The following is a 20029-nucleotide window of genomic DNA, read 5'->3' as shown; positions in this document are numbered from 1 at the left end:
TCCGACAGCGCGAGAAACGGCGCGACAGGACATCGCGCCGCCGGACGGAGTCAGGGGGACGAGTGGAGGAGGCGGGCTCCGCGGGGGCGCCTTCCTGGCGGCCGGGCGCTGCCCACCGCACTGGAGGGGCCCGGATACCGCGGAGCTCGCGCTCCCTGCCCGTACCGGCCGGCCGCCCCTCAGCCGGCCGGCCGGTACGGATGCGCAAGGATGCTGACCTCCCGTCAGTCCTCGCGCAGCTCGTGGACCCGCGCCTCGACGCGCTTGCCGTAGTCCGGGTCGGCGGCGTGGAAGTGCGCGAGGTTCTTCTCGATCACGTCGTCGCGGCCGACCTGGGAGAGGCCGCCGGCGATGTTGTCCACCAGGCGCGTCCTCTCGTCCTCGGACATCAGCCGGTAGAGCTCGCCGGCCTGGAAGAAGTCGTCGTCCTTGGTGTGCGCCGGGGCCTCGTGGGTGCCGGTGTGGCCGGAGACGGCGAGCGGGGCGGAGAGCGCCTCGTTCGTCTGCACGGGGCCGCCGTAGGAGTTCGGCTCGTAGTTCTTGGCGTGCCGGTCGTAGCCGTTGGCCGCCATGAGGCCGTCCCGGCCGTAGTTGGCGGCCGTGGTCGCCTTGGGGGCGTTCACCGGCAGCTGGGTGTGGTTGACGCCCAGGCGGTAGCGGTGCGCGTCGGCGTAGGCGAACAGCCGGCCCTGGAGCATCTTGTCCGGGGACGGGCCGATGCCGGGCACGAAGTTGTTCGGGGAGAAGGCGGACTGCTCGACCTCGGCGAAGACGTTGTCGGGGTTGCGGTCCAGGACCAGCCGGCCGACCCGCTGGAGCGGGTAGTCCGCGTGCGGCCACACCTTGGTCAGGTCGAACGGGTTGAAGCGGTAGTGCGCCGCCTCGGCCACCGGCATGAGCTGCACGTACAGCGTCCAGGAGGGATACACGCCCCGCTCGATGGACTGCAGCAGGTCGGTCTGGTGGCTGTTGGGGTCCTTGCCCGCCAGCTCGGCGCCCTGCTCGCTGCTCAGGCAGCGGATGCCCTGGTTCGTCTTGAAGTGGTACTTGACGAAGAAGGCCGCACCCTCGGCGTTCGTCCACTGGTAGGTGTGCGAGCCGTAGCCGTTCATGTGGCGGTACGAGGCCGGGATGCCGCGGTCGCCCATGAGCCAGGTGATCTGGTGGGTGGCCTCGGGGGAGTGCGCCCAGAAGTCCCAGACGTTGTCCGGCTCCTGCTTGCCCGTGAAGGGGTCGCGCTTCTGCGAGTGGATGAAGTCGGGGAACTTGATCGGGTCCTTGATGAAGAACACCGGGGTGTTGTTGCCGACGAGGTCGTAGTTGCCCTCTTCGGTGTAGAACTTCAGGGCAAAGCCGCGCGGGTCACGGGCCGCGTCCGGGCCGCCCAGGTTGTCGGCGACGGTCGAGAAGCGGATGAAGGTCTCGGTCCGCTTGCCGACGGTGTTCAGGAAGTCGGCGCGGGTGAAACCAGTGACGTCGTCGGTCACCTCGAAGTAGCCGTACGCACCGGAGCCGCGGGCGTGCACGACCCGCTCCGGGATGCGCTCGCGGTTGAAGCGGGCGAGCTTCTCCAGCAGGTGCTGGTCCTGGAGGACGAGCGGGCCGCCGACGCCGGCGGTGGCGGAGTTCTGGTTGTCGGCGACGGGGGCGCCAGCCTCCGTAGTGAGAAAGCGCGCCGTCAGCGTGGGCTTCGACATGGTGACCTTCCGTACGAGAGCGCGGAAGTTGGCTTCCGCTGTCGGAGCGTAAGAAGCGCTCCGACCAAACGTCAACAGTTTGTTGAAACAAACCGGGGGTGGGGATGCGGGGCGGAATTCCGGGCGGCGGCCGCGCCTGGGCGCGACAGGACAAGTGTCGGCGCGGCCGCCGCCCGGAAGCTGGAGGGGCGTGCCGTCGGTCCCGGCCTCAGTCCGCGGTGGGCTGTCCGGAGAGGCGCTCGACGCCGCGCAGCAGGGCGGAGTGGTCGAGGCCGCCGTCGCCCTGGGCGCGCAGCGCGGCGACGAGGCTTGCGACGAGGCTGCCGACCGGGAGGGCGGCGCCGACCGTGCGGGCGGCGTCGGTGACGATGCCCATGTCCTTGTGGTGCAGGTCGATGCGGAAGCCGGGCTGGAAGTCGCGGTGCTTGAAGTTGTCCTTCTTGCGGGTCAGGACGGTCGAGCCGGCCAGCCCGCCGTTGAGGACGTCGAGGGCGGCGGACAGGTCGACGCCGGACTTCTCCAGGAAGACGACGGCTTCGGCGCACGCCTGGATGTTGACGGCGACGATGAGCTGGTTGGCGGCCTTGACGGTCTGACCGGAGCCGTGCGGGCCGCACAGCACGATGGTCTTGCCCAGCGCCTCCAGGAGGGGGCGGGCGGCGTCGAAGTCGGCCCCGTCGCCGCCGACCATGATGGACAGCACGGCCTCGACGGCGCCGGCCTCGCCGCCGGACACGGGGGCGTCCAGGACGCGGATGCCCTTGTCGCCGGCGGCCTTGGCCAGGTCTATGGAGGTCTGCGGGGTGATCGAGGACATGTCGATCAGCAGCGCGCCGGGCCGGGCGTTCTCCAGGATGCCGTCGGGGCCGTAGGCGATGGCCTCGACCTGGGGGGAGGCGGGGACCATCGTGATGATGACGTCGGCATCGGCGACGGCCGCGGCGATCGAGCCGGCCGCGGTCCCGCCGGCCGCGGCCAGCCGCTCCAGCTTGTCGGCCTCCAGGGTGTAGCCGGTGACCGGGTAGCCGGCCTTGAGGAGGTTCTCGGCCATGGGGGAGCCCATGATGCCGAGTCCGATCCAGGCAATCGCCGGGCGGGTTGGGCGGGAGGAGTCAGCGAGGTTGCTCATGAGGGTGCCTCTTTCGAAAGCGTGCGTCGTCAGGCGGGGGGCCGCCGGTTTCCTACGGGTCAGCTCGCCGCGCGCAGCGGGGCCGGCAGCCAGGCGAAGGCGCCCGCGCTCGGCCCGTCGCCGGGCTTGTACTCCAGGCCGGTCCAGCCGTCGTAACCGGCCTTGGCGAGGCGGTCGAGCAGATCGGCGAAGTCGAGGTCGCCGGTGCCGGGGGCGCCGCGGCCCGGGTTGTCGGCGATCTGCACATGCGCGGTCTTCGCGGTGTAGCGGTCGATGACCTCGTGCAGGTCCTCGCCGTTCATCGACAGGTGGTAGAGGTCCATCAGGAACCGGGTGTTGTCCAGGCCGGTGGCCGCGTTCACCGCGTCCACGACCTCGATCGCCCGGGGGGCCGAGACGATCGGGCAGCGCGGCGACTCGGGCGCGTTGAGCGCCTCGATCAGCAGCGTGCCGTCCACCTCGGCGACCGCGCGGGCGGCGAACGCCAGGTTCTCCAGCGCCAGTTCGTCCTGCTCCGCCTCGCTCACGCCCTCGACGCGGTTGCCGTACAGGGCGTTGAACGAGGTGCAGCCCAGCGAGCGGGCGAACTCGACGGCCACCGGCACATTCGCCCGGAACCGTTCCGACTCCGCGCCCGGAAGGGACAGCGCGCCACGGTCGGGCCCCGGCAACTGCCCCGCGTAGAAGTTCAGGCCCACCAGCCGGGTCCCGGCGTCGTCCAGCGCCGCACGCAGCGCGGCCGTCTCCGTGGGGTCGGGGACCGGGGCGTCCACCCACGGCCACCACAGCTCCACCGCCGTGAAACCCGCCGCCCGTGCGGCAGCCGGCCGCTCCAGCAACGGAAGCTCGGTGAACAGGATCGACAGATTGACGTTGAAGCGCGTGTCCGTGAAGCCCATCAGGCCGGCGCCCCTTCCGGATAGTGGAACTATTTTTCTGCTTAATGGAACACTGCCTGGCGGGCTCGGAGGCTGTCAAGGGGGCCCCGGGGCAATTTCTGGTGGCCGGGCCGAACCGCGCGTAGGTTGAGCGACGTGCGATTGAGAGTGGAGTTCACGACGGAGCCGTTCGATCTGGACGAGGCGCCCCCGCATGCGGTGGTGGCGCGGGACGTCGTCACGGGCGCCGCACTGGACGCCGTCGACGTCGGCCCGTTCGGCAATACGGCCGAGGGCGACGCGGACCAGGTGCTCGGTGCGGTGAATGCCCTGCTGCGGGAGACCCTGCAGGCGGGCGCCACCCGGGTCTCCCTCCAGGTCAATGTGATCGCGGACGCCGGCCGCGGCGAGGGGGAGACGACGTGACGGAGCCCGCCGACCACCCGTTCGTCCAGGCCGTCAAGCCGCTGGTCGATGCGATGGGCGGCCGGCTGGTCGCACCGGACCAGGCCCAGGGCGATGACGTCGTGCTGACCTGGGAGGGGCAGGACCGGGTGGCCGTGCGCCTCCCCCATCTGTCCGAGTCCCTCGACCACATCCTCATCGAGCTCCAGCGTCGGCACGGCAAGCCGCTGGCGGAGCTGGACCGCAAGACCAAGCAGTCGGTGGTGCGCATCCTGGAGTCCCGGGGCGCCTTCTCGGTCCGCCATGGCGTCGAAACGGTCGCGACCGCCCTCGGTGTCAGCCGCTTCACCGTCTACAACTACCTGAACAGGGAAAACGCCGCCCGGGAGCCCGGGGTGCAGGCGGCAGGCGAGTAGCGGGGGCGGGGCGAGCGACGGGACGAGCGGGGCAGCATTCCCGTCCGGAATCACCCGACGGTGGCTTTTGTGCCGCCGAGTTTTCAACAAAGTGTTGACGTGGTGTTGCCGGGGGTCTTAGCTGTTTCCAGCCAACCAGAGCTGTCCGCACCACCAGCCCACGGAGGCTTCCCGTGTCTTCGAGTTCACCGCGCTCGACGGGGGACACCCCCGTGCCCCCGCCGGGGCTCAGCCGGCTCAACACCGCCGACGACGAGGCGGCCCGGTCCGCACTGCACGAGGTGTGTGCCAGCCGGGCGTGGGGAGACCGGATTCTCGCCGGGCGCCCCTACGCCACCACCGACGCCCTGTGCGCCGCGAGCGACGCCGCCATGGCCGAGCTGACCGCGGACGATCTGGCGGAGGCGGTGGCCGGGCACCCGCCCATCGGCCGGCCCAAGCCGGGAGACCCGACCTCGCACCGTGAGCAGAGCGGGATGGCCGGCGCCTCCGCCGCGCTCAAGGCGGAGCTGCTCGAACTCAACCTGGCCTACCAGGACAAGTTCGGGCACACCTTCCTGATCTGCGCCTCCGGCCGCACCGGTGAGCAGATGCGGGATGCGGCCCGGCACCGGATCGACAACACGCCGGAACAGGAACGAGAGATCGTCCGGGTGGAGCTCGGCAAGATCAACCGCATTCGTCTGACCCGGATCGCGGAGCACGCAGAAGGAGACGCAGCATGAGCAGCGAGACGGCAGCACCGGCGTCGGTGTCCACGCACATCCTGGACACCAGCGTGGGCCGCCCCGCGGAGGGTGTCGCCCTCACGCTCTCGGTGCGCTCCGGCAGCGCCGGCGCCTGGACCGCCCACGGCGCGTCCACGACCGACGCGGACGGACGCTGCAAGGACCTGCCGGCGCTGCCGGACGGCACCACCCATGTGCGCCTCGACTTCGCCGTCGAGGAGTACTTCGTATCCAGCAAGGCACACCAGCAAGCCGAGGAACAGCAGGACGCCCCCCGCGCAAGGGACAGCGGAGTCTTCTTCCCGGAGGTGGCAATCACCTTTGCCGTCGCTCCGGGCGAGCACTATCACGTACCGCTGCTGCTCAACCCGTTCGGCTACTCCGTATACCGAGGGAGCTAGCACCGACATGACTGCCCATTCCCGCCCGGTGATGCTCGGCCAGAACCAGTACGGCAAAGCGGAAAACCGCGTCGTCAAGATCACCCGCGAGGGGGACACCCACCACATCAAGGACCTCAACGTCTCGGTCTCGCTCTCCGGCGACCTGGAAGAGGTCCACCTCTCCGGCTCCAACGCGCACTGCCTGCCCACCGACACGACCAAGAACACCGTCTACGCCTTCGCCAAGGAGTACGGGATCGAGTCGGCCGAGCAGTTCGGCATCCATCTGGCCCGGCACTTCGTCACCAGCCAGGAGCCGATCCACCGGGCCCGCATCCGGATCGAGGAGTACGCCTGGGAGCGGATCGCCGGCTCCGACGCCAACTCCCGCTTCATCGGCTCCGACGAGGTCAAGCACTCCTTCGTCCGCAAGGGCCAGGAGACCCGGCTGACCGAGATCACCTACGACGGTGAGCAGTGGCAGGTCATCTCCGGTCTCAAGGACCTGGTGGTGATGAACTCCACCAACTCGGAGTTCTGGGGCTACATCAAGGACAAGTACACGACCCTGAAGGAGGCCTACGACCGCATCCTGGCCACCGAGGTGTCCGCCCGCTGGCGGTTCAACTGGACCGACGACGAGCAGCGGATGCCCGGCTGGGAGCGTTCGTACGAGCAGGTCAAGAAGCACATCCTGCAGGCCTTCGCGGAGACCTACAGCCTCTCGCTCCAGCAGACGCTGTACCAGATGGGCTCGCGCGTGATCAACCATCGTTCCGAGATCGACGAGATCCGCTTCTCCCTCCCGAACAAGCACCACTTCCTGGTGGATCTGGAGCCGTTCGGAATCAAGAACGACACCGCCGACGGAGCTGTCTACTACGCGGCGGACCGCCCGTACGGCCTGATCGAAGCCACCGTCCTGCGCGACGGTGTCGAAGCCCGGATCCCCGTGGATCTGACCAACCTCTGAGCGTCCCGACGCCACGCCGTGCCCGCTCCCCGTCCCGCAGCGGGGAGGGGCACGCACCCCGAGGGGAGCGACCTATGGCACAGCAACCGCACACCCGCTCCCGCTCCCGCTGCTCTTCCCCGCACTCGGCACCCGGAGCACCCCACGGGCGGCGGCCCTGTCAGCCGTCCCGCCCGGCTCCGGCACTCAACTCCGTAGGGCCATGCCGTGCCCTCCCCCTGGGACTCCGACCGTCCCCCGCTCGCGACGTCGTGCGAGCGGGGGGACCTGCCTCGTCCAGGGGGACCCCCATGCCGGAACCGAAAGAAGGAAAGCACCATGGCTGCATCGGCATCCCCTGACGGCGCGGTGACGCAGCGCCTCGTCATCGAGAACTGTGCCCTCGCGACCGTCGACGCCCAGGACACCGAGTACGCCACCGGCCATGTGGTGGTCGCCGGCAACGTCATCGAGTCGGTGGGCGCGGGCAAGGCGCCCGAGGGGATGCCGGGCGTCGTACGCCGGGTGGACGGCACCGGCCATCTGCTCACGCCCGGACTGGTCAACACCCACCACCACTTCTACCAGTGGCTCACCCGCGGGCTGGCCACCGACCACAACCTGTTCAACTGGCTGGTCGCGCTCTACCCGACCTGGGCGCGGATCGACGCCCCGATGCTCGCCGCGGCCACCCAGGGCTCGCTCGGCATGATGGTCAAGGGCGGCGTCACCACCGCCGCCGACCACCACTACGTCTTCCCCCGCGGCTCCGGCGACCTCGTCGGCGCCGAACTGGCCGCCGCCGCCGAGATCGGCGCCCGGATCACCCTGGCCCGCGGCTCCATGGACCGCAGCGAGAAGGACGGCGGGCTGCCCCCGGACTTCGCCGTCGAGACCACCGAGGGCGCGCTGCTGGCGACCGAGGAGGCCATCGACAAGCACCACGACGCCTCCTTCGGCTCGATGGTGCACATCGCCGCCGCGCCCTGCTCGCCGTTCTCCGTCTCCACCGAACTCATGCGGGACGGCGCCGCATTGGCCCGCCGTAAGGGCGTACGGATGCACACCCACGGCTCGGAGACCGTGGAGGAGGAGAAGTTCTGCCACGAGCTGTTCGGCATGGGCCCCACCGACTACTTCGAGTCGACCGGCTGGCTCGGTGACGACGTGTGGATGGCGCACTGCGTCCACATGAACGACTCCGATATCGCCGCCTTCGCCCGCACCGGCACCGGCGTGGCGCACTGCCCGTCCTCCAACGCCCGCCTCGCGGCCGGAATCGCCCGCGTCCCCGACATGCTCGCGGCCGGCGTCCCGGTCGGCCTCGGCGTGGACGGCACCGCCTCCAACGAGTCCGGCGAACTCCACACCGAGCTGCGCAACGCCCTGCTGATCAACCGCCTCGGCGCCCACCGGGAGGCCGCGCTGAACGCCCGCAAGGCGCTCCGGCTGGGCACCTACGGCGGTGCGCAGGTCCTCGGCCGGACCGCCGAGATCGGTTCGCTGGAGGCCGGCAAGCTCGCCGACCTGGTGCTGTGGAAGCTGGACGGCCTCGGCCACTCCTCCATCGCCGACCCGGTCACCGCGCTGGTCTTCGGCCCGCCCGCACCGGTCACCCTCTCCCTCGTCGGCGGCCGGCCGGTCGTCGAGGACAACCACCTCAGCAACGTCGACGAGGACGCCCTCGCCCGCACCGCCCGGGCCGAGGCGCAGCGTCTGGCCCGGATCGCCGCCGGGGACTGACCCCCGGCGCGGTCCTGCGGCCGACGACCCCTGACTCGGCCGGGAGGGACGGCTCCCGGCCGGGCTTGTGGATCCGAGCGGGATCCACAAGCGCCGGACCCGGGGGTACGGGATCTGCCCGCACCCCCGGGACGGTCGGCCCCGCCGCCGTCCACGCGCCACAAGCGCACCCGCACGCAGCACCGCTCACCAGGCGGCCACCACCACGCACCACAGGCAAGACCTCCGTGACAGCCTCGCATCGCCGGCCCCGGCGACGCAGAAAACGAAGGAGGCCCGCAGTGGCCGCAATGACCGGGCAGAAGCCGGAGGGGGACCGGAAACACCCCGTTGACGAGACCCTCCCGCCCCTGAAGCTGTTCACCAGCGGCCTCCAGCACGTGGCCGCGATGTACGCGGGTGTGGTGGCCCCGCCGATGATCGTGGGCCCGGCCTGCGGGCTCAGCGCCACCGAAACCGCGTTCCTGATGGGCGCCAGCCTGTTCACCGCGGGCATCGCGACGCTGCTGCAGACGCTGGGGTTCTGGAAGGTCGGCGCCAAGCTGCCGTTCGTCAACGGCGTCTCCTTCGCCGGCGTCACCCCGATGGTCGCCATCGGCAAGTCCCAGAGCCCCGGTCACGCGCTGCCGGTCATCTTCGGCGCGGTGATCGTCGCCGGTGTGCTGGGGTTCCTCCTCGCCCCGTACTTCTCCAAGCTCGTACGGTTCTTCCCGCCGGTGGTCACCGGCACCGTCATCACCCTGATCGGCGTCTCGCTGCTGCCGGTGGCCTTCAACTGGTCCCAGGGCGGCAATCCGCAGGCCCCCGACTACGGTTCGCTGACCAACATCGGGATGGCCGCGCTGACCTTTGTGATCGTGCTGGTGCTGCGCCGGGCGCTGCGCGGCTTCCTCCAGCAGATCGCGATCCTGCTCGGGCTGGTCGCCGGCACGCTGATCGCGATACCCGTCGGGATCACCCACTTCGCGGCCCTCGGCAAGGCTTCCCTGATCGGCTTCCCGACGCCGTTCCACTTCGGTGCCCCGCAGTTCGACATCGCCGCGATCGTCAGTATGTGCATCGTGATGCTGGTCTGTATGACCGAGTCGACGGCCGACATGCTCGCCCTCGGCAAGATCGTCGGCCGTCCGGCGGACGAGCGCACCATCGAGGGCGGACTGCGCGCCGACACCCTGGGCACGGCCCTCAGCCCGCTGTTCAACGGCTTCGCCAACAGCGCCTTCGCCCAGAACATCGGCCTGGTCGCGATGACCAAGGTGCGCAGCCGCTACGTCGTGGCGACCGGCGGGCTGATCCTGATCGTGCTGGGCCTGTGTCCGGTGGCCGCCTCGGTGATCTCGCTGGTCCCGCTGCCGGTCCTCGGCGGGGCCGGCATCGTGCTGTTCGGCTCGGTGGCCGCCAGCGGCATCCAGACGCTGGCCTCCGCCGCCATGGAGAAGGGCGACAACGCCCTGATCGTCGCGGCGGCCGTCGGCATCGGGCTGATCCCGATCGCCGCGCCGGACTTCTACCACGCCCTCCCCAAGGACCTGCTGGTCGTCCTGGACTCCGGCATCAGCACCGGCTGTCTGGTCGCCATCGTCCTCAACCTGGCCTTCAACCACTTCGGCAGCCGGGACGCGGAAACGGCGCCGGATACCGGAGCCCCCGGCGATCCGGAGGTCGCGCCACCAGCGCGCCTCGCCACCGAGGGCGGCGCCGGGGAGCCCGCGGCGGCGCCTGCCCACTGACGCCGGAACAACGGCAACGGCCCGTAGGAGAGCGGCAACTGCGGCTTTCATGCGGGCCGTGGGGCTGTGCGAGGGAGGGTGTGGCGTCAGCCGGTGCGGTGGCTCCCGCCGTACGCCTCTCGGTCGTGCGGGGATCCGTCCAGCAGCCCGGACAGCAGCTCGCGGATCCCGTCCACCGGGTCGAAGTCCTCGTCAGGGAAGGCGAGTTGCCGGAAAACGACGCCGTCCATGTAGTCGAGGAGGATCCCGCAGTGCCGCCGCGGCGCCGGCGAGCCGAAGCGCCGCAGCCACTCCGCGCCCCAGCCGACGACGGCCTCCCGTCCGCGGGTGAGCGCCGGGCGGAGCTCGGGCCGGGACGTGGCCTCCAGGTAAAGCGCGAAGCGGGCGGCGGTCCTGGCGCGCTCGGGGCCGGTCGCGTACCGCAGGAACCGGCCGACGGCATCGGCGAGTTCACCGGCATCGGCCGGGGCGGCCGCCGCGGCGAAGGCCTCCCAGTCGCGGCGCTCCAGCTCCTGGAGGTGGTCGACGATGCCGTCGATCAGTGCCGCCCGGTTGCGGAAGTAGTTGGAGGCGGTGCCCGACGGAGCCCCTGCCGCGGCGTCCACGGCCTGATAGGTCAGGCGCCGCGCGCCCTCGCTCCCCAGTACCTGGATCCCCGCGTCCAGGACCTGCTCCCGCCGTCGTGCCACGCCGCGCGCCCTTCGTGCCGTGCCTGTTCGTCCTGCTTGTGCAGGGGCCGAGACACTATAGACATAGTGGCACGCGCCCTCGCTCGCATATCGGCATTTACTGAGCTATCCCGGATATGCTGCACCGGCCCTGACAGGCAGTCAGATGGTCCATGTGTGCGCGGCGACGACGCCGCGGAGAGGGGTTCCGCGGTGCACGAGAACGCCGGCGACCCGCCCTTCCGCCGCGCCCGCGCGGCCGACGGCGCTCTGGAGACCACCGTCGACGCCCTGATGGACGGCGTGTGCGCCGACCTCAAGCGGCTCGCGGCCATCCCGTCGATCGCCTTCCCCGGCTTCTCCCCCGAACCGGTGCTACAGGCCCGCGACCTGCTCGTCGCCCTGCTCCGGGACGCCGGGGTGGCCGACATCGGCGAGCTCAACCTCCCCGGCACCGCGCCCGTCATCACCGGCAGCCTCCCACCGCCCACCCCCGAGGCCCCCACCGTCCTCCTCTACGGCCACTACGATGTCCAGCCGCCCGGTGAGGAGCGGCTCTGGGACTCCCCGCCCTTCGAACCCACCGACATCGAGGGCGGCATCCGGGCCCGCGGCATCGCCGACGACAAGGCCAACCTCATGGTCCACATCGGTGCGCTGCGGGCCTACGGCGGCCGTCCGCCGGTCGGCATCAGGATCGTCTTCGAGGGACAGGAGGAGTACGGCAGCGCCTTCGACGACTACCCGCCCACCGAGCCCGACCTCTTCGCCTGCGACGCGATGATCATCGCCGACACCGGCAACATCCGCCCCGGCACCCCCACCCTGACCACCGCCCTGCGCGGCTCCGCCGTGGTCTTCGCCGAGGTCCGCACCCTCCGCGCCGCCGTGCACAGCGGCGCGTACGGCGGCGCCGCCCCCGACGCGCTGCTCGTCCTGCTCAAGGCTCTGGCGACCCTGCACGACGTGCACGGCGATGTCGCCGTCGAGGGCCTGCACCGCGAACCGTGGGACGGCAGCGCCTTCACCGACGACGAATTCCGCGAGGTGGCCGGGGTCCCGCACGGCACCCCGCTGCTCGGCTCCGGCGGCCTCGGCGAACGGCTGTGGAGCGGCCCCGCCGTCACCGTCATCGGCCTGGACGCGCCGCCCGTCGACCGTGCCGCCGCCGCGGTGGGTCCCGTACGCCCGCGCCAAGCTGAACCTCCGGGTCCACCCCCGGCAGGACCCACGCGAGGCGCAGGCCGCCCTCATCCGCCATCTGCAACGGCTGCGCCCGTACGGCATCCCGCTCACCGTCACTCCGGGCGACGCGGGACCCGGCTACGAAGCCGCCGCCGACGGACCCGCCTACCGCGCCGCCCGCACCGCCCTGCGCCGCGCCTGGGGCACCGACCCCGTACGCGCCGCGTCCGGCGGATCCGTGCCGCTGGTCAACGGCCTGGCCAGGGCCGTACCGGACGCCGAGATCCTGCTCTTCGGCGCCGAGGACAGCCTCTGCGGTCTGCACGGCCCCAACGAACGGGTGCTGGTGTCCGAACTGCGCGGCGCCCTGCTCGCCGAGGCCGCCTTCATGGCCGAGTACGCAGCGACTCACCGTGCGAGGAGCTGAGATGACGGGTCGTCATCGAGGCTGCGTCCTGCACGCGAGGAGCGGTCCGCCCGAGCGCAGCACGAAGGGCCGGTACGCACCGCACAACAGCGGTCCGCACCGGCCCCCAGGTGTGACGGGCGAAGCCCTCAGCGCAGCAGCTCGTACGCCGGCAGCGTCAGGAACTCCGCGTAGTCCGCATCCAGGGCGACCCGGAGCAGCAGGTCATGGGCCTGCTGCCAGCGGCCGGAGGTGAAGGCCTGCTCGCCGACCTCGGCGCGGATCGCGGCCAGTTGCTCCGCGGCGACCCGGCGCACCAGCTCCGCGGTGGCCTTTTCCCCGTTCTCGAAGACGACACCGGCGTCGACCCACTGCCAGATCTGGGAGCGGGAGATCTCGGCGGTGGCGGCGTCCTCCATCAGGCCGAAGATGGCGACGGCGCCCAGCCCGCGCAGCCAGGCCTCGATGTAGCGGGTGCCGACCTGAACGGCGTCGATCAGGCCCTGGTAGGTGGGCTTGGCGTCCAGGGAGTCGATCGCGATCAGATCCGCGGCCTTGACGTCGACGTCCTCGCGGAGCCGGTCCTTCTGGTTCGGCCGGTCGCCGAGCACCGCGTCGAAGGAGGCGCGGGCGATCGGGACCAGGTCGGGGTGGGCGACCCAGGAGCCGTCGAAACCGTCGCCGGCCTCGCGGTCCTTGTCGTTCTTGACCTTGGCCAGGGCCCGCTCGTTGGCCTCGGGGTCCCGGCGGTTGGGGATGAAGGCCGCCATGCCGCCGATGGCGTGCGCACCGCGCTTGTGGCAGGTGCGGACGAGGAGTTCGGTGTAGGCGCGCATGAACGGTGCCGTCATCGTGACCGCATTGCGGTCGGGGAGGACGAACTTGGCGCCGCCGTCACGGAAGTTCTTGACGATCGAGAAGAGGTAGTCCCAGCGCCCGGCGTTCAGGCCCGAGGCGTGTTCGCGCAGCTCGTAGAGGATCTCCTCCATCTCGTATGCGGCGGTGATGGTCTCGATGAGGACGGTGGCGCGCACCGTGCCCTGCGGGATGCCGACGTAGTTCTGGGCGAAGACGAAGATCTCGTTCCAGAGGCGGGCTTCCAGGTGGGACTCGGTCTTCGGCAGGTAGAAGTACGGTCCCTTGCCGAGGTCCAGCAGGCGCTTGGCGTTGTGGAAGAAGTAGAGGCCGAAGTCGACCAGCGCGCCGGGGACCGGCCGGCCCTCGAACTGCAGGTGCCGCTCGTCCAGGTGCCAGCCGCGCGGCCGCATCACGACGGTGGCGAGTTCCTCGGCGGGCTTGAGGGCGTAGGACTTGCCGGAGGCCGGGTCGGTGAAGTCGATGCGGCGCTCGTAGGCGTCGATGAGGTTCAGCTGACCCGAGACGACGTTCTCCCAGGTCGGGGCGGAGGCGTCCTCGAAGTCGGCGAGCCAGACCTTGGCGCCCGAGTTGAGCGCGTTGATGGTCATCTTGCGGTCGGTGGGGCCGGTGATCTCCACCCGGCGGTCGTTGAGCGCGGCGGGCGCCTCGGCGACCTGCCAGCTGTCGTCGGCGCGGATCTGCGCGGTCTCCGGCAGGAAGTCCAGGCTGCTGGTGCGGGCGATCTCGGCCCGGCGCTCGGCGCGGCGGGCGAGCAGCTCGTCACGGCGCGGGGTGAACCGTCGGTGGAGTTCGGCGACGAAGGTGAGCGCGGCGTCGGTGAGGACCTCGCCCTGCCGTTCGGGGGTGTGCGCGGGGTCGACTTCGACGATGGCCAGCGGGGACGGCGCTGGTGCGGACATGAGCTGTCACTCCATTCATCGGCGGTGCCCGGCGGCCGCCGGGGGCGCCGGGCGGCACGGGGTGCCGCGGGCCCCGGGGGACGGTCGCGGGCGCCGTCTGGGTTCAGGGCGCTTCTGACCAGTGGAGACTAGTTTCCTTATCGCGGAACTTCAATGGTTTGTTGATGTCGAGATTCTCCGGGTCGACACACCCACTGATCGAATGGCTCCCGGTGCCACGACGGTCACTCTCCATTACTCCCGCTCCCGCGGCGGGCGAGTGCCTGCCGGCGCGCAGGGTCACTCCAATCGGCGCAGATCCTCCGGAGTGTCGATGTCGTACGGCTCCGCGACATCGGCGCACTCGACCAGGGTGAGGGCGGCCGCATGCTGCTGGAGGTAGGCGCGCGCACCGCGGTCGCCCGTTGCGGTGGCGGCGATGTCCGGCCAGCGGTCGGCGCCGAAGAGCACCGGATGGCCGCGCCGGCCGTCGTAGGCGGCGGAGGCGAGCGAGCTGCTGCCGTCGTACGCCGCCACCACCCGCGCCACCGCTGCGGCGCCGATGCCCGGCTGGTCCACCAGGGACACCACGACCGCGTCCGCCCCCGAGCCGGCCAGCGCGGCCAGGCCCACCCGGAGCGACGAGCCCATGCCCTGGGCCCAGTCCGGGTTGTACCGGATGCGGTACGCGGAGAGCTCGGCCCGCTCGCGTACGGCCTCGGCCGATGCGCCCAGCACGATGTGGACGGGGTCGCAGCCGCCCTGCCGCAGGGCCCGCGCGGCGTGCTCGACCAGCGGCCGGCCGCGGTGGTCGAGCAGCGCCTTGGGCCGTCCCCCAAGACGCCGCCCGCCACCCGCGGCGAGCAGCAGACCGGCTACCCGCCCTCCGGGCCGCCCGGCTTCCCGGGCCCCCTCAGGGGCGTCCGGCCGGGCGTGGAGCGGCTGTTCGCCCGGATCTCTCGGTGCTGTCGGTGCCATGGGGACTGCATACCTCATGGCACCGTGGAGCATGGCCCGCCGGGTCAGGCGGCGTCGTCCGACGCGCGGGGGCGGGGAATGTGCGGCCGGAACCGTTCGCGCAGCTGATGCGTGCGCTCCTCCACGCGCCGCTGCTCGGCGACATAACGGTCTATGTGCTCCAGCGTGATCTCGGAGGCATCGGACAGGCCGTACGCGCGGCAGATGAGTTGTACGACGCTGACCCGACGCTGGTTCGAGCCGGTGTCGGGGCCGGAGTGGGGTTCCATGGCATTCTCCGATCCAGTGATATGCCGGATATTTCCTTGAAAGGGAGAATGCTCCATCGTGCCCTGCCATACGCCTCGTATCGGGTGTGCCCACGCCATCGGGTGTCATGGGGAACGCATGTGCTGACGCATGATCAAGCCGAATTCGGGCATTGCGGGGCGGACCCGTTCCGGGGGTGCCGAGGGGGTCAACGTCCATGGCGAAAGCGGCTCTTCGGTCAAGGCCGCCCCTTCCTCGCCGGCGAGGTCATGGTGCGGCCGGTGGCCGGATACCGTTCCTCCCCGCCGCGGACGCGCCCCAGAGTCCCGGATGACGGGACCCGTACCCCCGTCGCCCCGCAACAGGCCCCGGATCCGGTCGACTACAAGAGGGTCAACCTGCCCCGCGACTACGTTTCCTGAGGTCAGAGGCGTGAGCGGGCGTACGAGCCGCGCATCTGCCGGGTGCGCCGGCCGTACGATCGCCGCACGAATCCCGCCAGTGATCGGTTTTTTTCGCTCTCTGTATGGCGCGAGGAGCACAGAGTGGCGTTAACTGTCCGGCATCGCGGGTCGGGCAACGGCCACGGAGGACGCCGTCGTGGTGGAACAGCTGCAGAGTGACAGGCGAACGACCGGGGTCGAGGGTGACCCCCGGGTCCATGAGCTACGCGGAGCGGTGGCGCGGCTGCGCCGCCAACTAGCCGTCCTTCCAGGGGAGTTGCTGGACCGGGCGGCGGCGGACGACGAGCTGGCCGCCTTGGACGCGATGGTGAGTCACGGCCTGCCCGAGGTGCCCCGGCTGCGTCGCTCGCTGCTGCTGATCGCCGGGGCGGTCGGCTCGGTCAGCGCGCTCTCGCCCGCGCTGACCGAAGTGCGTGAGGGCATCGACCGGTTCGGCGAGCTGCCCGGCCCCCGCTGAGGGGGTGCCGAGCCGCCGCCCGGCGCGCGTTACGCCGGCGCCTGGTTCGCCAGCGCCACCGACAACTGGGCCGCGACGTCCTGCAGCACCGGCACGATCTTGTCCGTCGCGGCCTCCGACACCCGGCCCGTCGGACCCGAGATGGAAATCGCCGCAGAGGTGGGGGAGTTGGGCACCGGCACGGCGAGGCAGCGGACGCCGATCTCCTGCTCGTTGTCGTCGACCGCGTAGCCGAGGCGGCGGACATCGGCGAGTGCTTCGAGGAAGCGGTCCGGGTCGGTGATGGTCTTCTCGGTCGCGGCGGGCATGCCCGTACGGCCGAGCAGCGCGCGGACCTCCTCCGGCGAGTGGTGGGCCAGCAGGGCCTTGCCGACGCCGGTGGAGTGCGGCAGCACCCGCCGGCCGACCTCGGTGAACATCCGTACCGCGTGCCGGGAGGGAACCTGCGCGACATAGACGATCTCGTCGCCGTCGAGCAGCGCCATATTGGCGGTCTCGCCGGTCTCCTCGACCAGGCGGGCCAGGAACGGCCGGGCCCAGGTGCCCAGCAGACGCGAGGCGCTCTCGCCGAGCCGGATCAGCCGGGGGCCGAGTGCATAGCGGCGGTTGGGCTGCTGGCGGACGTAGCCGCAGGCGACGAGGGTGCGCATCAGTCGATGGATGGTGGGCAGCGGCAGTCCGCTGCTGCTGGAGAGCTCGCTCAGACCGACCTCGCCGCCGGCGTCGGCCATCCGCTCGAGCAGGTCGAAGGCGCGCTCAAGGGACTGGACACCGCCGCCGGCGGGCTTGGCTTCGGCGGCGGAGGTGCTGGCGCTGGACGACGGCACGTCGCGTTCCTTTCGGGCGGGGCGGATCGGTCTCGGCAGGGCTGACGGGCGCCGGGCCCGATCGGAGAAGCCTACCGGTCCCCTTACCGTGGCACACGGCGTCTTGCGTACTCGTTCCCGCCGGTCAGGCCCTCTTTGTCCCAGGCTGTGAACCCCCGGGCCGACTGCCGGCCGTGCGCTCCCGGTGGCGCCAGTGGACAGAGCTACGTTCTGCTGAGCGAAATTTTTTATCCATTCTATGGAATCCTCCAAGGGGAGGGGGTGGAATGGGATTCCCGGGCGTCCGGCGTCTTGACGGGTCGGGGTCCGGAGTGAAGACTCATTCAACAGACTGTTGAATTCTGCCGGTCAGGACGGTGCGGATGCCGCGCTCCGGAGGTCCGGCCGCCCCGCCGGCCGTGCGCCGCACACGCCGTCGGCCAACGATGGAAGACACGAGACGAGGAGGGGACCGGGTGTCCGAACGAGAGCTGGTGCTGCGCTCCACACGCGTCGTCACCCCGCAGGGCACGCGCGCCGCGTCCGTCACCGTCCAGGACGGCACGATCGCCGCGGTCCTGCCGTACGACGCCCCGGCTCCCACCGGGGCGCGGGTGGTGGACTTCGGTGACGACGCCCTGCTGCCCGGCCTCGTCGACACGCACGTCCACGTCAACGACCCCGGCCGCACCGAGTGGGAGGGCTTCTGGACCGCCACCCGCGCGGCCGCGGCCGGCGGGATCACCACCCTCGTCGACATGCCGCTGAACAGCCTGCCGCCCACGACGACCACGGCGCACCTCGACACCAAGCGCGCGGTGGCCCGCGACAAGGCCCATGTCGACGTCGGCTTCTGGGGCGGCGCCATCCCCGGCAACGTCAAGGACCTGCGGCCGCTGCACGACGCCGGTGTCTTCGGCTTCAAGTGCTTTCTGTCGCCCTCCGGCGTGGACGAGTTCCCCGCGGTCGACCAGGAGCAACTGGCCGCCGCGCTGGGCGAGATCGCCGGCTTCGGCGGCCTGCTGATCGTGCACGCCGAGGACCCGGGCCACCTGGACGCGGCACCCGTACCGCACGGTCCCAAGTACGCCGACTTCCTCGCCTCCCGCCCCCGGGTCTCCGAGAACGACGCCATCGCCGGGCTGATCGCGCTCGCCGCGCGGCTCCGCGCACGGGTGCATGTGCTGCATCTGTCCTCCGCCGACGCGCTGCCGCTGATCGCCGCCGCGAAGCGCGAGGGCGTCCAGCTCACCGTCGAGACCTGCCCGCACTTCCTGACCCTGGCCGCCGAGGACATCCCGGACGGCGCCACGGAGTTCAAGTGCTGCCCGCCGATCCGCGAGGCCGGCAACCAGGACGCGCTGTGGGCGGGGCTGGCCGACGGCACCATCGACTGCATCGTCTCCGACCACTCGCCCTCCACCGCCGACCTCAAGACCGCCGACTTCGGCGCGGCCTGGGGCGGGATCTCCTCCCTCCAGCTGGGCCTGCCCGCCATCTGGACCGCGGCCAGGGCGCGCGGGCACCGGCTCGACGACGTGGTGCGCTGGATGGCCACCGCCCCGGCGGCGCTGGCCGGTCTCGACCGGAAGGGCGCCATCGAGCCCGGCCGGGACGCGGACTTCGCGGTCCTCGCCCCCGAGGAGACCTTCACCGTCGACCCGCAGGCCCTCCAGCACCGCAACAAGATCACCGCGTACGCCGGGAAGACCCTGCACGGCGTCGTGCGGTCCACCTGGCTGCGCGGCCGGCAGATCAACGACGGCGCCACCCTCGCCGAGCCCACCGGTGAGCTGCTGCAGCGGCCGCACGGCGGATGAGCGGCGGCCGCTGAACGGCCCGCGGCCGCCGCGTCGGCCCCGGCCCGCCGAGCGGCGTGGGCCGCTACACCCCGAGCCCGCCGACCACGGTGAGCTCCTGGCCGGTGACCTCGCCCGTCAGCAGCGGGAGGGCCTCCGCAATGGCGGCCTTCGTCTCCGGGAGGAGCAGCGAGGCGTCATGCTGCTCCTTGGACTCCCACAGCTCGTTCACCCAGATCAGATCCGGGTCGGTGACATCGGACACCCCCACCGCATACAGCCGGCACCCCGCGGCCCGAAGGCCGTCGACGCCACGGAGCAGGATGGCGATCACCTCGTCACGGTGCCCGGGACGGGCCTTCAAGGTCGCCTGGTAGCCATAGGGCACCGTGACTCTCCTTCGGATCGGTCGAGGCGCGGGGCGGGTCAGTCCGCGACAGCGTCCCAGAACATGAGCTCGTACGCCTGGAGGAGACGGCCGTAGCGGTGTGCCATGGCCGGCTGCGCCTGGCCGGTGTCGAGGCCGTGCTGCACCGCCGCGCGGGCCTTCTCCTCGACGGCCGGCGCCGGCTCGGCGAAGAACCCGAAGAAGTCCCGGGCCGCCTCCGGGAAGGCGTAGTGCTCCCGCATCGCGGCCTCGACGATCGCGCAACAGCCGCCCCAGGCAGCGAAGTTGGCGGTCAGCGCGATCGCCACATCGGTCGGCTCGCCGCCGAGGGCGAGCCGCGCCGCGTAGGAGGGGTACGCCTGACAGCCGGGGCGCGGCCGGTACTCGGCGATCTCCCGCTCGGTCAGCTCACAGGCGTCCGCCAGCCCCGCCAGCTGTTTGAGGGCCTGCGTCTCGCCCTGGACGAGCAGATCGAAGAAGTCGGCGACCGGCGGATCACCGTCCGCCCGCCGCGCCAGATGCTGGAAGCTGAGCCGGTCGGCGGCGATCACCTGATGCTGTTCGAGGGCGAAGGTGGCGAACACCGAGCGCGGCGCCGTCCCCGCCTCGATCCGCGCGACCAGCCGGTAGGCATCGGTGTCCGGGGCGAGCACGCGGACCGCGTCGTCGAGCACGGCGGCCGCGGTCTGGCGGGGGGCGTCGGGGGCGGGTCGGGCCATGGTGTCGGTCTCCTCCGGGGCGAGGGCGGTGGCCAGCGCCTCAGATTAGGGCGCGGGAGACCGGCTGCGGGTGCGATGACGCGGCCCGTCCG

At 71.4% G+C, this 20029-nt stretch carries 20 protein-coding genes; 10 read left to right on the top strand and 10 right to left on the bottom strand.

Annotation, left to right across the window (positions count from 1 at the left end; translation table 11 throughout):
• Positions 1–224 precede the first annotated feature (224 nt).
• The 3 genes from CPH93_RS06120 to CPH93_RS06110 form a co-directional block, all read right to left on the bottom strand.
• On the bottom strand, positions 225–1682 hold the full coding sequence (locus tag CPH93_RS06120) for a catalase (RefSeq protein WP_093489352.1): 1458 nt from the start codon (positions 1680–1682) through the stop codon (positions 225–227).
• 223 nt (positions 1683–1905) lie between these two features.
• The gene (locus CPH93_RS06115) at positions 1906–2826 is read right to left on the bottom strand and encodes a 2-hydroxy-3-oxopropionate reductase (RefSeq protein WP_096212200.1); all 921 of its coding nucleotides are present in this window, start codon (positions 2824–2826) and stop codon (positions 1906–1908) included.
• A gap of 59 nt (positions 2827–2885) precedes the next feature.
• The gene (locus CPH93_RS06110) at positions 2886–3725 is read right to left on the bottom strand and encodes a TIM barrel protein (protein ID WP_096212199.1); all 840 of its coding nucleotides are present in this window, start codon (positions 3723–3725) and stop codon (positions 2886–2888) included.
• Between the two features lie 135 nt (positions 3726–3860).
• Between CPH93_RS06110 and CPH93_RS06105 the strand changes: the two genes are divergently transcribed.
• The 7 genes from CPH93_RS06105 (at position 3861) to CPH93_RS06075 (ending at position 10061) form a co-directional block, all read left to right on the top strand.
• Complete coding sequence (locus tag CPH93_RS06105) at positions 3861–4130, top strand: hypothetical protein (protein WP_096212198.1); 270 nt, start codon at positions 3861–3863, stop codon at positions 4128–4130.
• Positions 4127–4525 (top strand): helix-turn-helix domain-containing protein, encoded by a 399-nt coding sequence (locus tag CPH93_RS06100; protein ID WP_093486302.1) that lies wholly within the window; start codon positions 4127–4129, stop codon positions 4523–4525. Before CPH93_RS06105 ends, CPH93_RS06100 begins: the two co-directional genes overlap by 4 nt.
• Positions 4526–4737: 212 nt before the next feature.
• Positions 4738–5250: a 2-oxo-4-hydroxy-4-carboxy-5-ureidoimidazoline decarboxylase gene (gene uraD, locus CPH93_RS06095; RefSeq protein ID WP_093486304.1), complete on the top strand. Its 513-nt coding sequence runs from the start codon at positions 4738–4740 to the stop codon at positions 5248–5250.
• On the top strand, positions 5247–5654 hold the full coding sequence (gene uraH, locus CPH93_RS06090) for a hydroxyisourate hydrolase (protein WP_093649238.1): 408 nt from the start codon (positions 5247–5249) through the stop codon (positions 5652–5654). The genes uraD and uraH overlap by 4 nt, the downstream gene beginning before the upstream one ends.
• A gap of 7 nt (positions 5655–5661) precedes the next feature.
• Positions 5662–6609, top strand: coding sequence for a factor-independent urate hydroxylase (gene pucL, locus CPH93_RS06085; protein WP_093486308.1), 948 nt, complete (start codon positions 5662–5664; stop codon positions 6607–6609).
• Positions 6610–6927: 318 nt separating this feature from the next.
• Positions 6928–8331, top strand: coding sequence for an 8-oxoguanine deaminase (locus CPH93_RS06080; protein WP_096212197.1), 1404 nt, complete (start codon positions 6928–6930; stop codon positions 8329–8331).
• 290 nt (positions 8332–8621) lie between these two features.
• Positions 8622–10061 carry a nucleobase:cation symporter-2 family protein gene (locus CPH93_RS06075; protein ID WP_096212196.1) on the top strand — a complete coding sequence of 480 codons (1440 nt, stop codon included), beginning with the start codon at positions 8622–8624 and terminating at the stop codon, positions 10059–10061.
• Positions 10062–10147: 86 nt separating this feature from the next.
• On the opposite strand, the gene CPH93_RS06070 is transcribed toward CPH93_RS06075, so the two are convergent.
• Entirely contained in the window at positions 10148–10750 is a 603-nt protein-coding gene (locus tag CPH93_RS06070) for a TetR/AcrR family transcriptional regulator (RefSeq protein ID WP_096212195.1), read from the bottom strand.
• A 156-nt stretch (positions 10751–10906) separates the two neighbouring features.
• Between CPH93_RS06070 and CPH93_RS06065 the strand changes: the two genes are divergently transcribed.
• Positions 10907–12346, top strand: coding sequence for a M20/M25/M40 family metallo-hydrolase (locus CPH93_RS06065; RefSeq protein WP_331716982.1), 1440 nt, complete (start codon positions 10907–10909; stop codon positions 12344–12346).
• Positions 12347–12469: 123 nt separating this feature from the next.
• Here the strand turns inward: CPH93_RS06065 and aceB are convergent, their stop codons facing one another.
• The 3 genes from aceB to CPH93_RS06050 all read right to left on the bottom strand — a co-directional run bounded on the left by aceB (position 12470) and on the right by CPH93_RS06050 (position 15324).
• Entirely contained in the window at positions 12470–14098 is a 1629-nt protein-coding gene (gene aceB / locus CPH93_RS06060; protein ID WP_096212194.1) for a malate synthase A, read from the bottom strand.
• 279 nt (positions 14099–14377) lie between these two features.
• Positions 14378–15055, bottom strand: coding sequence for a nucleotidyltransferase family protein (locus CPH93_RS06055; RefSeq protein ID WP_096212193.1), 678 nt, complete (start codon positions 15053–15055; stop codon positions 14378–14380).
• Positions 15056–15099: 44 nt separating this feature from the next.
• Positions 15100–15324, bottom strand: coding sequence for a hypothetical protein (locus CPH93_RS06050; RefSeq protein ID WP_006602240.1), 225 nt, complete (start codon positions 15322–15324; stop codon positions 15100–15102).
• 580 nt (positions 15325–15904) lie between these two features.
• Here CPH93_RS06050 and CPH93_RS06045 point away from each other — a divergent pair.
• Positions 15905–16225: a DUF5955 family protein gene (locus CPH93_RS06045; RefSeq protein ID WP_231977197.1), complete on the top strand. Its 321-nt coding sequence runs from the start codon at positions 15905–15907 to the stop codon at positions 16223–16225.
• A gap of 29 nt (positions 16226–16254) precedes the next feature.
• Here the strand turns inward: CPH93_RS06045 and CPH93_RS06040 are convergent, their stop codons facing one another.
• Complete coding sequence (locus tag CPH93_RS06040) at positions 16255–17052, bottom strand: IclR family transcriptional regulator (RefSeq protein WP_093486320.1); 798 nt, start codon at positions 17050–17052, stop codon at positions 16255–16257.
• A 425-nt stretch (positions 17053–17477) separates the two neighbouring features.
• On the opposite strand from CPH93_RS06040, the gene allB reads away from it, so the two are divergent.
• Positions 17478–18851, top strand: coding sequence for an allantoinase AllB (gene allB, locus CPH93_RS06035; protein WP_371129399.1), 1374 nt, complete (start codon positions 17478–17480; stop codon positions 18849–18851).
• A 64-nt stretch (positions 18852–18915) separates the two neighbouring features.
• Here the strand turns inward: allB and CPH93_RS06030 are convergent, their stop codons facing one another.
• Together CPH93_RS06030 and CPH93_RS06025 are read right to left on the bottom strand one after the other, a co-directional pair.
• Positions 18916–19218 (bottom strand): putative quinol monooxygenase, encoded by a 303-nt coding sequence (locus CPH93_RS06030; protein ID WP_093486324.1) that lies wholly within the window; start codon positions 19216–19218, stop codon positions 18916–18918.
• A 38-nt stretch (positions 19219–19256) separates the two neighbouring features.
• Positions 19257–19937, bottom strand: a complete 681-nt coding sequence (locus tag CPH93_RS06025) for a transcriptional regulator (RefSeq protein WP_093649245.1) — start codon at positions 19935–19937, stop codon at positions 19257–19259.
• Positions 19938–20029 lie beyond the last annotated feature (92 nt).

Origin of the sequence: Streptomyces sp. 2323.1 (assembly GCF_900221035.1) — a bacterium.
Classification (GTDB): domain Bacteria; phylum Actinomycetota; class Actinomycetes; order Streptomycetales; family Streptomycetaceae; genus Streptomyces; species Streptomyces sioyaensis.
This window is presented reverse-complemented; position numbering and strand designations above follow the sequence as displayed.

What these genes read in the sequence shown, in the direction of transcription:
- aceB (WP_096212194.1), bottom strand. Translation starts at nt 14,098, where the DNA reads ATGTCCGCACCAGCGCCGTCCCCGCTGGCCATCGTCGAAGTCGACCCC.
- allB (WP_371129399.1), top strand. Translation starts at nt 17,478, where the DNA reads ATGGAAGACACGAGACGAGGAGGGGACCGGGTGTCCGAACGAGAGCTG.
- CPH93_RS06115 (WP_096212200.1), bottom strand. Translation starts at nt 2,826, where the DNA reads ATGAGCAACCTCGCTGACTCCTCCCGCCCAACCCGCCCGGCGATTGCC.
- CPH93_RS06055 (WP_096212193.1), bottom strand. Translation starts at nt 15,055, where the DNA reads ATGGCACCGACAGCACCGAGAGATCCGGGCGAACAGCCGCTCCACGCC.
- CPH93_RS06075 (WP_096212196.1), top strand. Translation starts at nt 8,622, where the DNA reads ATGACCGGGCAGAAGCCGGAGGGGGACCGGAAACACCCCGTTGACGAG.
- pucL (WP_093486308.1), top strand. Translation starts at nt 5,662, where the DNA reads ATGACTGCCCATTCCCGCCCGGTGATGCTCGGCCAGAACCAGTACGGC.
- CPH93_RS06025 (WP_093649245.1), bottom strand. Translation starts at nt 19,937, where the DNA reads ATGGCCCGACCCGCCCCCGACGCCCCCCGCCAGACCGCGGCCGCCGTG.
- uraH (WP_093649238.1), top strand. Translation starts at nt 5,247, where the DNA reads ATGAGCAGCGAGACGGCAGCACCGGCGTCGGTGTCCACGCACATCCTG.
- CPH93_RS06080 (WP_096212197.1), top strand. Translation starts at nt 6,928, where the DNA reads ATGGCTGCATCGGCATCCCCTGACGGCGCGGTGACGCAGCGCCTCGTC.
- CPH93_RS06050 (WP_006602240.1), bottom strand. Translation starts at nt 15,324, where the DNA reads ATGGAACCCCACTCCGGCCCCGACACCGGCTCGAACCAGCGTCGGGTC.
- CPH93_RS06110 (WP_096212199.1), bottom strand. Translation starts at nt 3,725, where the DNA reads ATGGGCTTCACGGACACGCGCTTCAACGTCAATCTGTCGATCCTGTTC.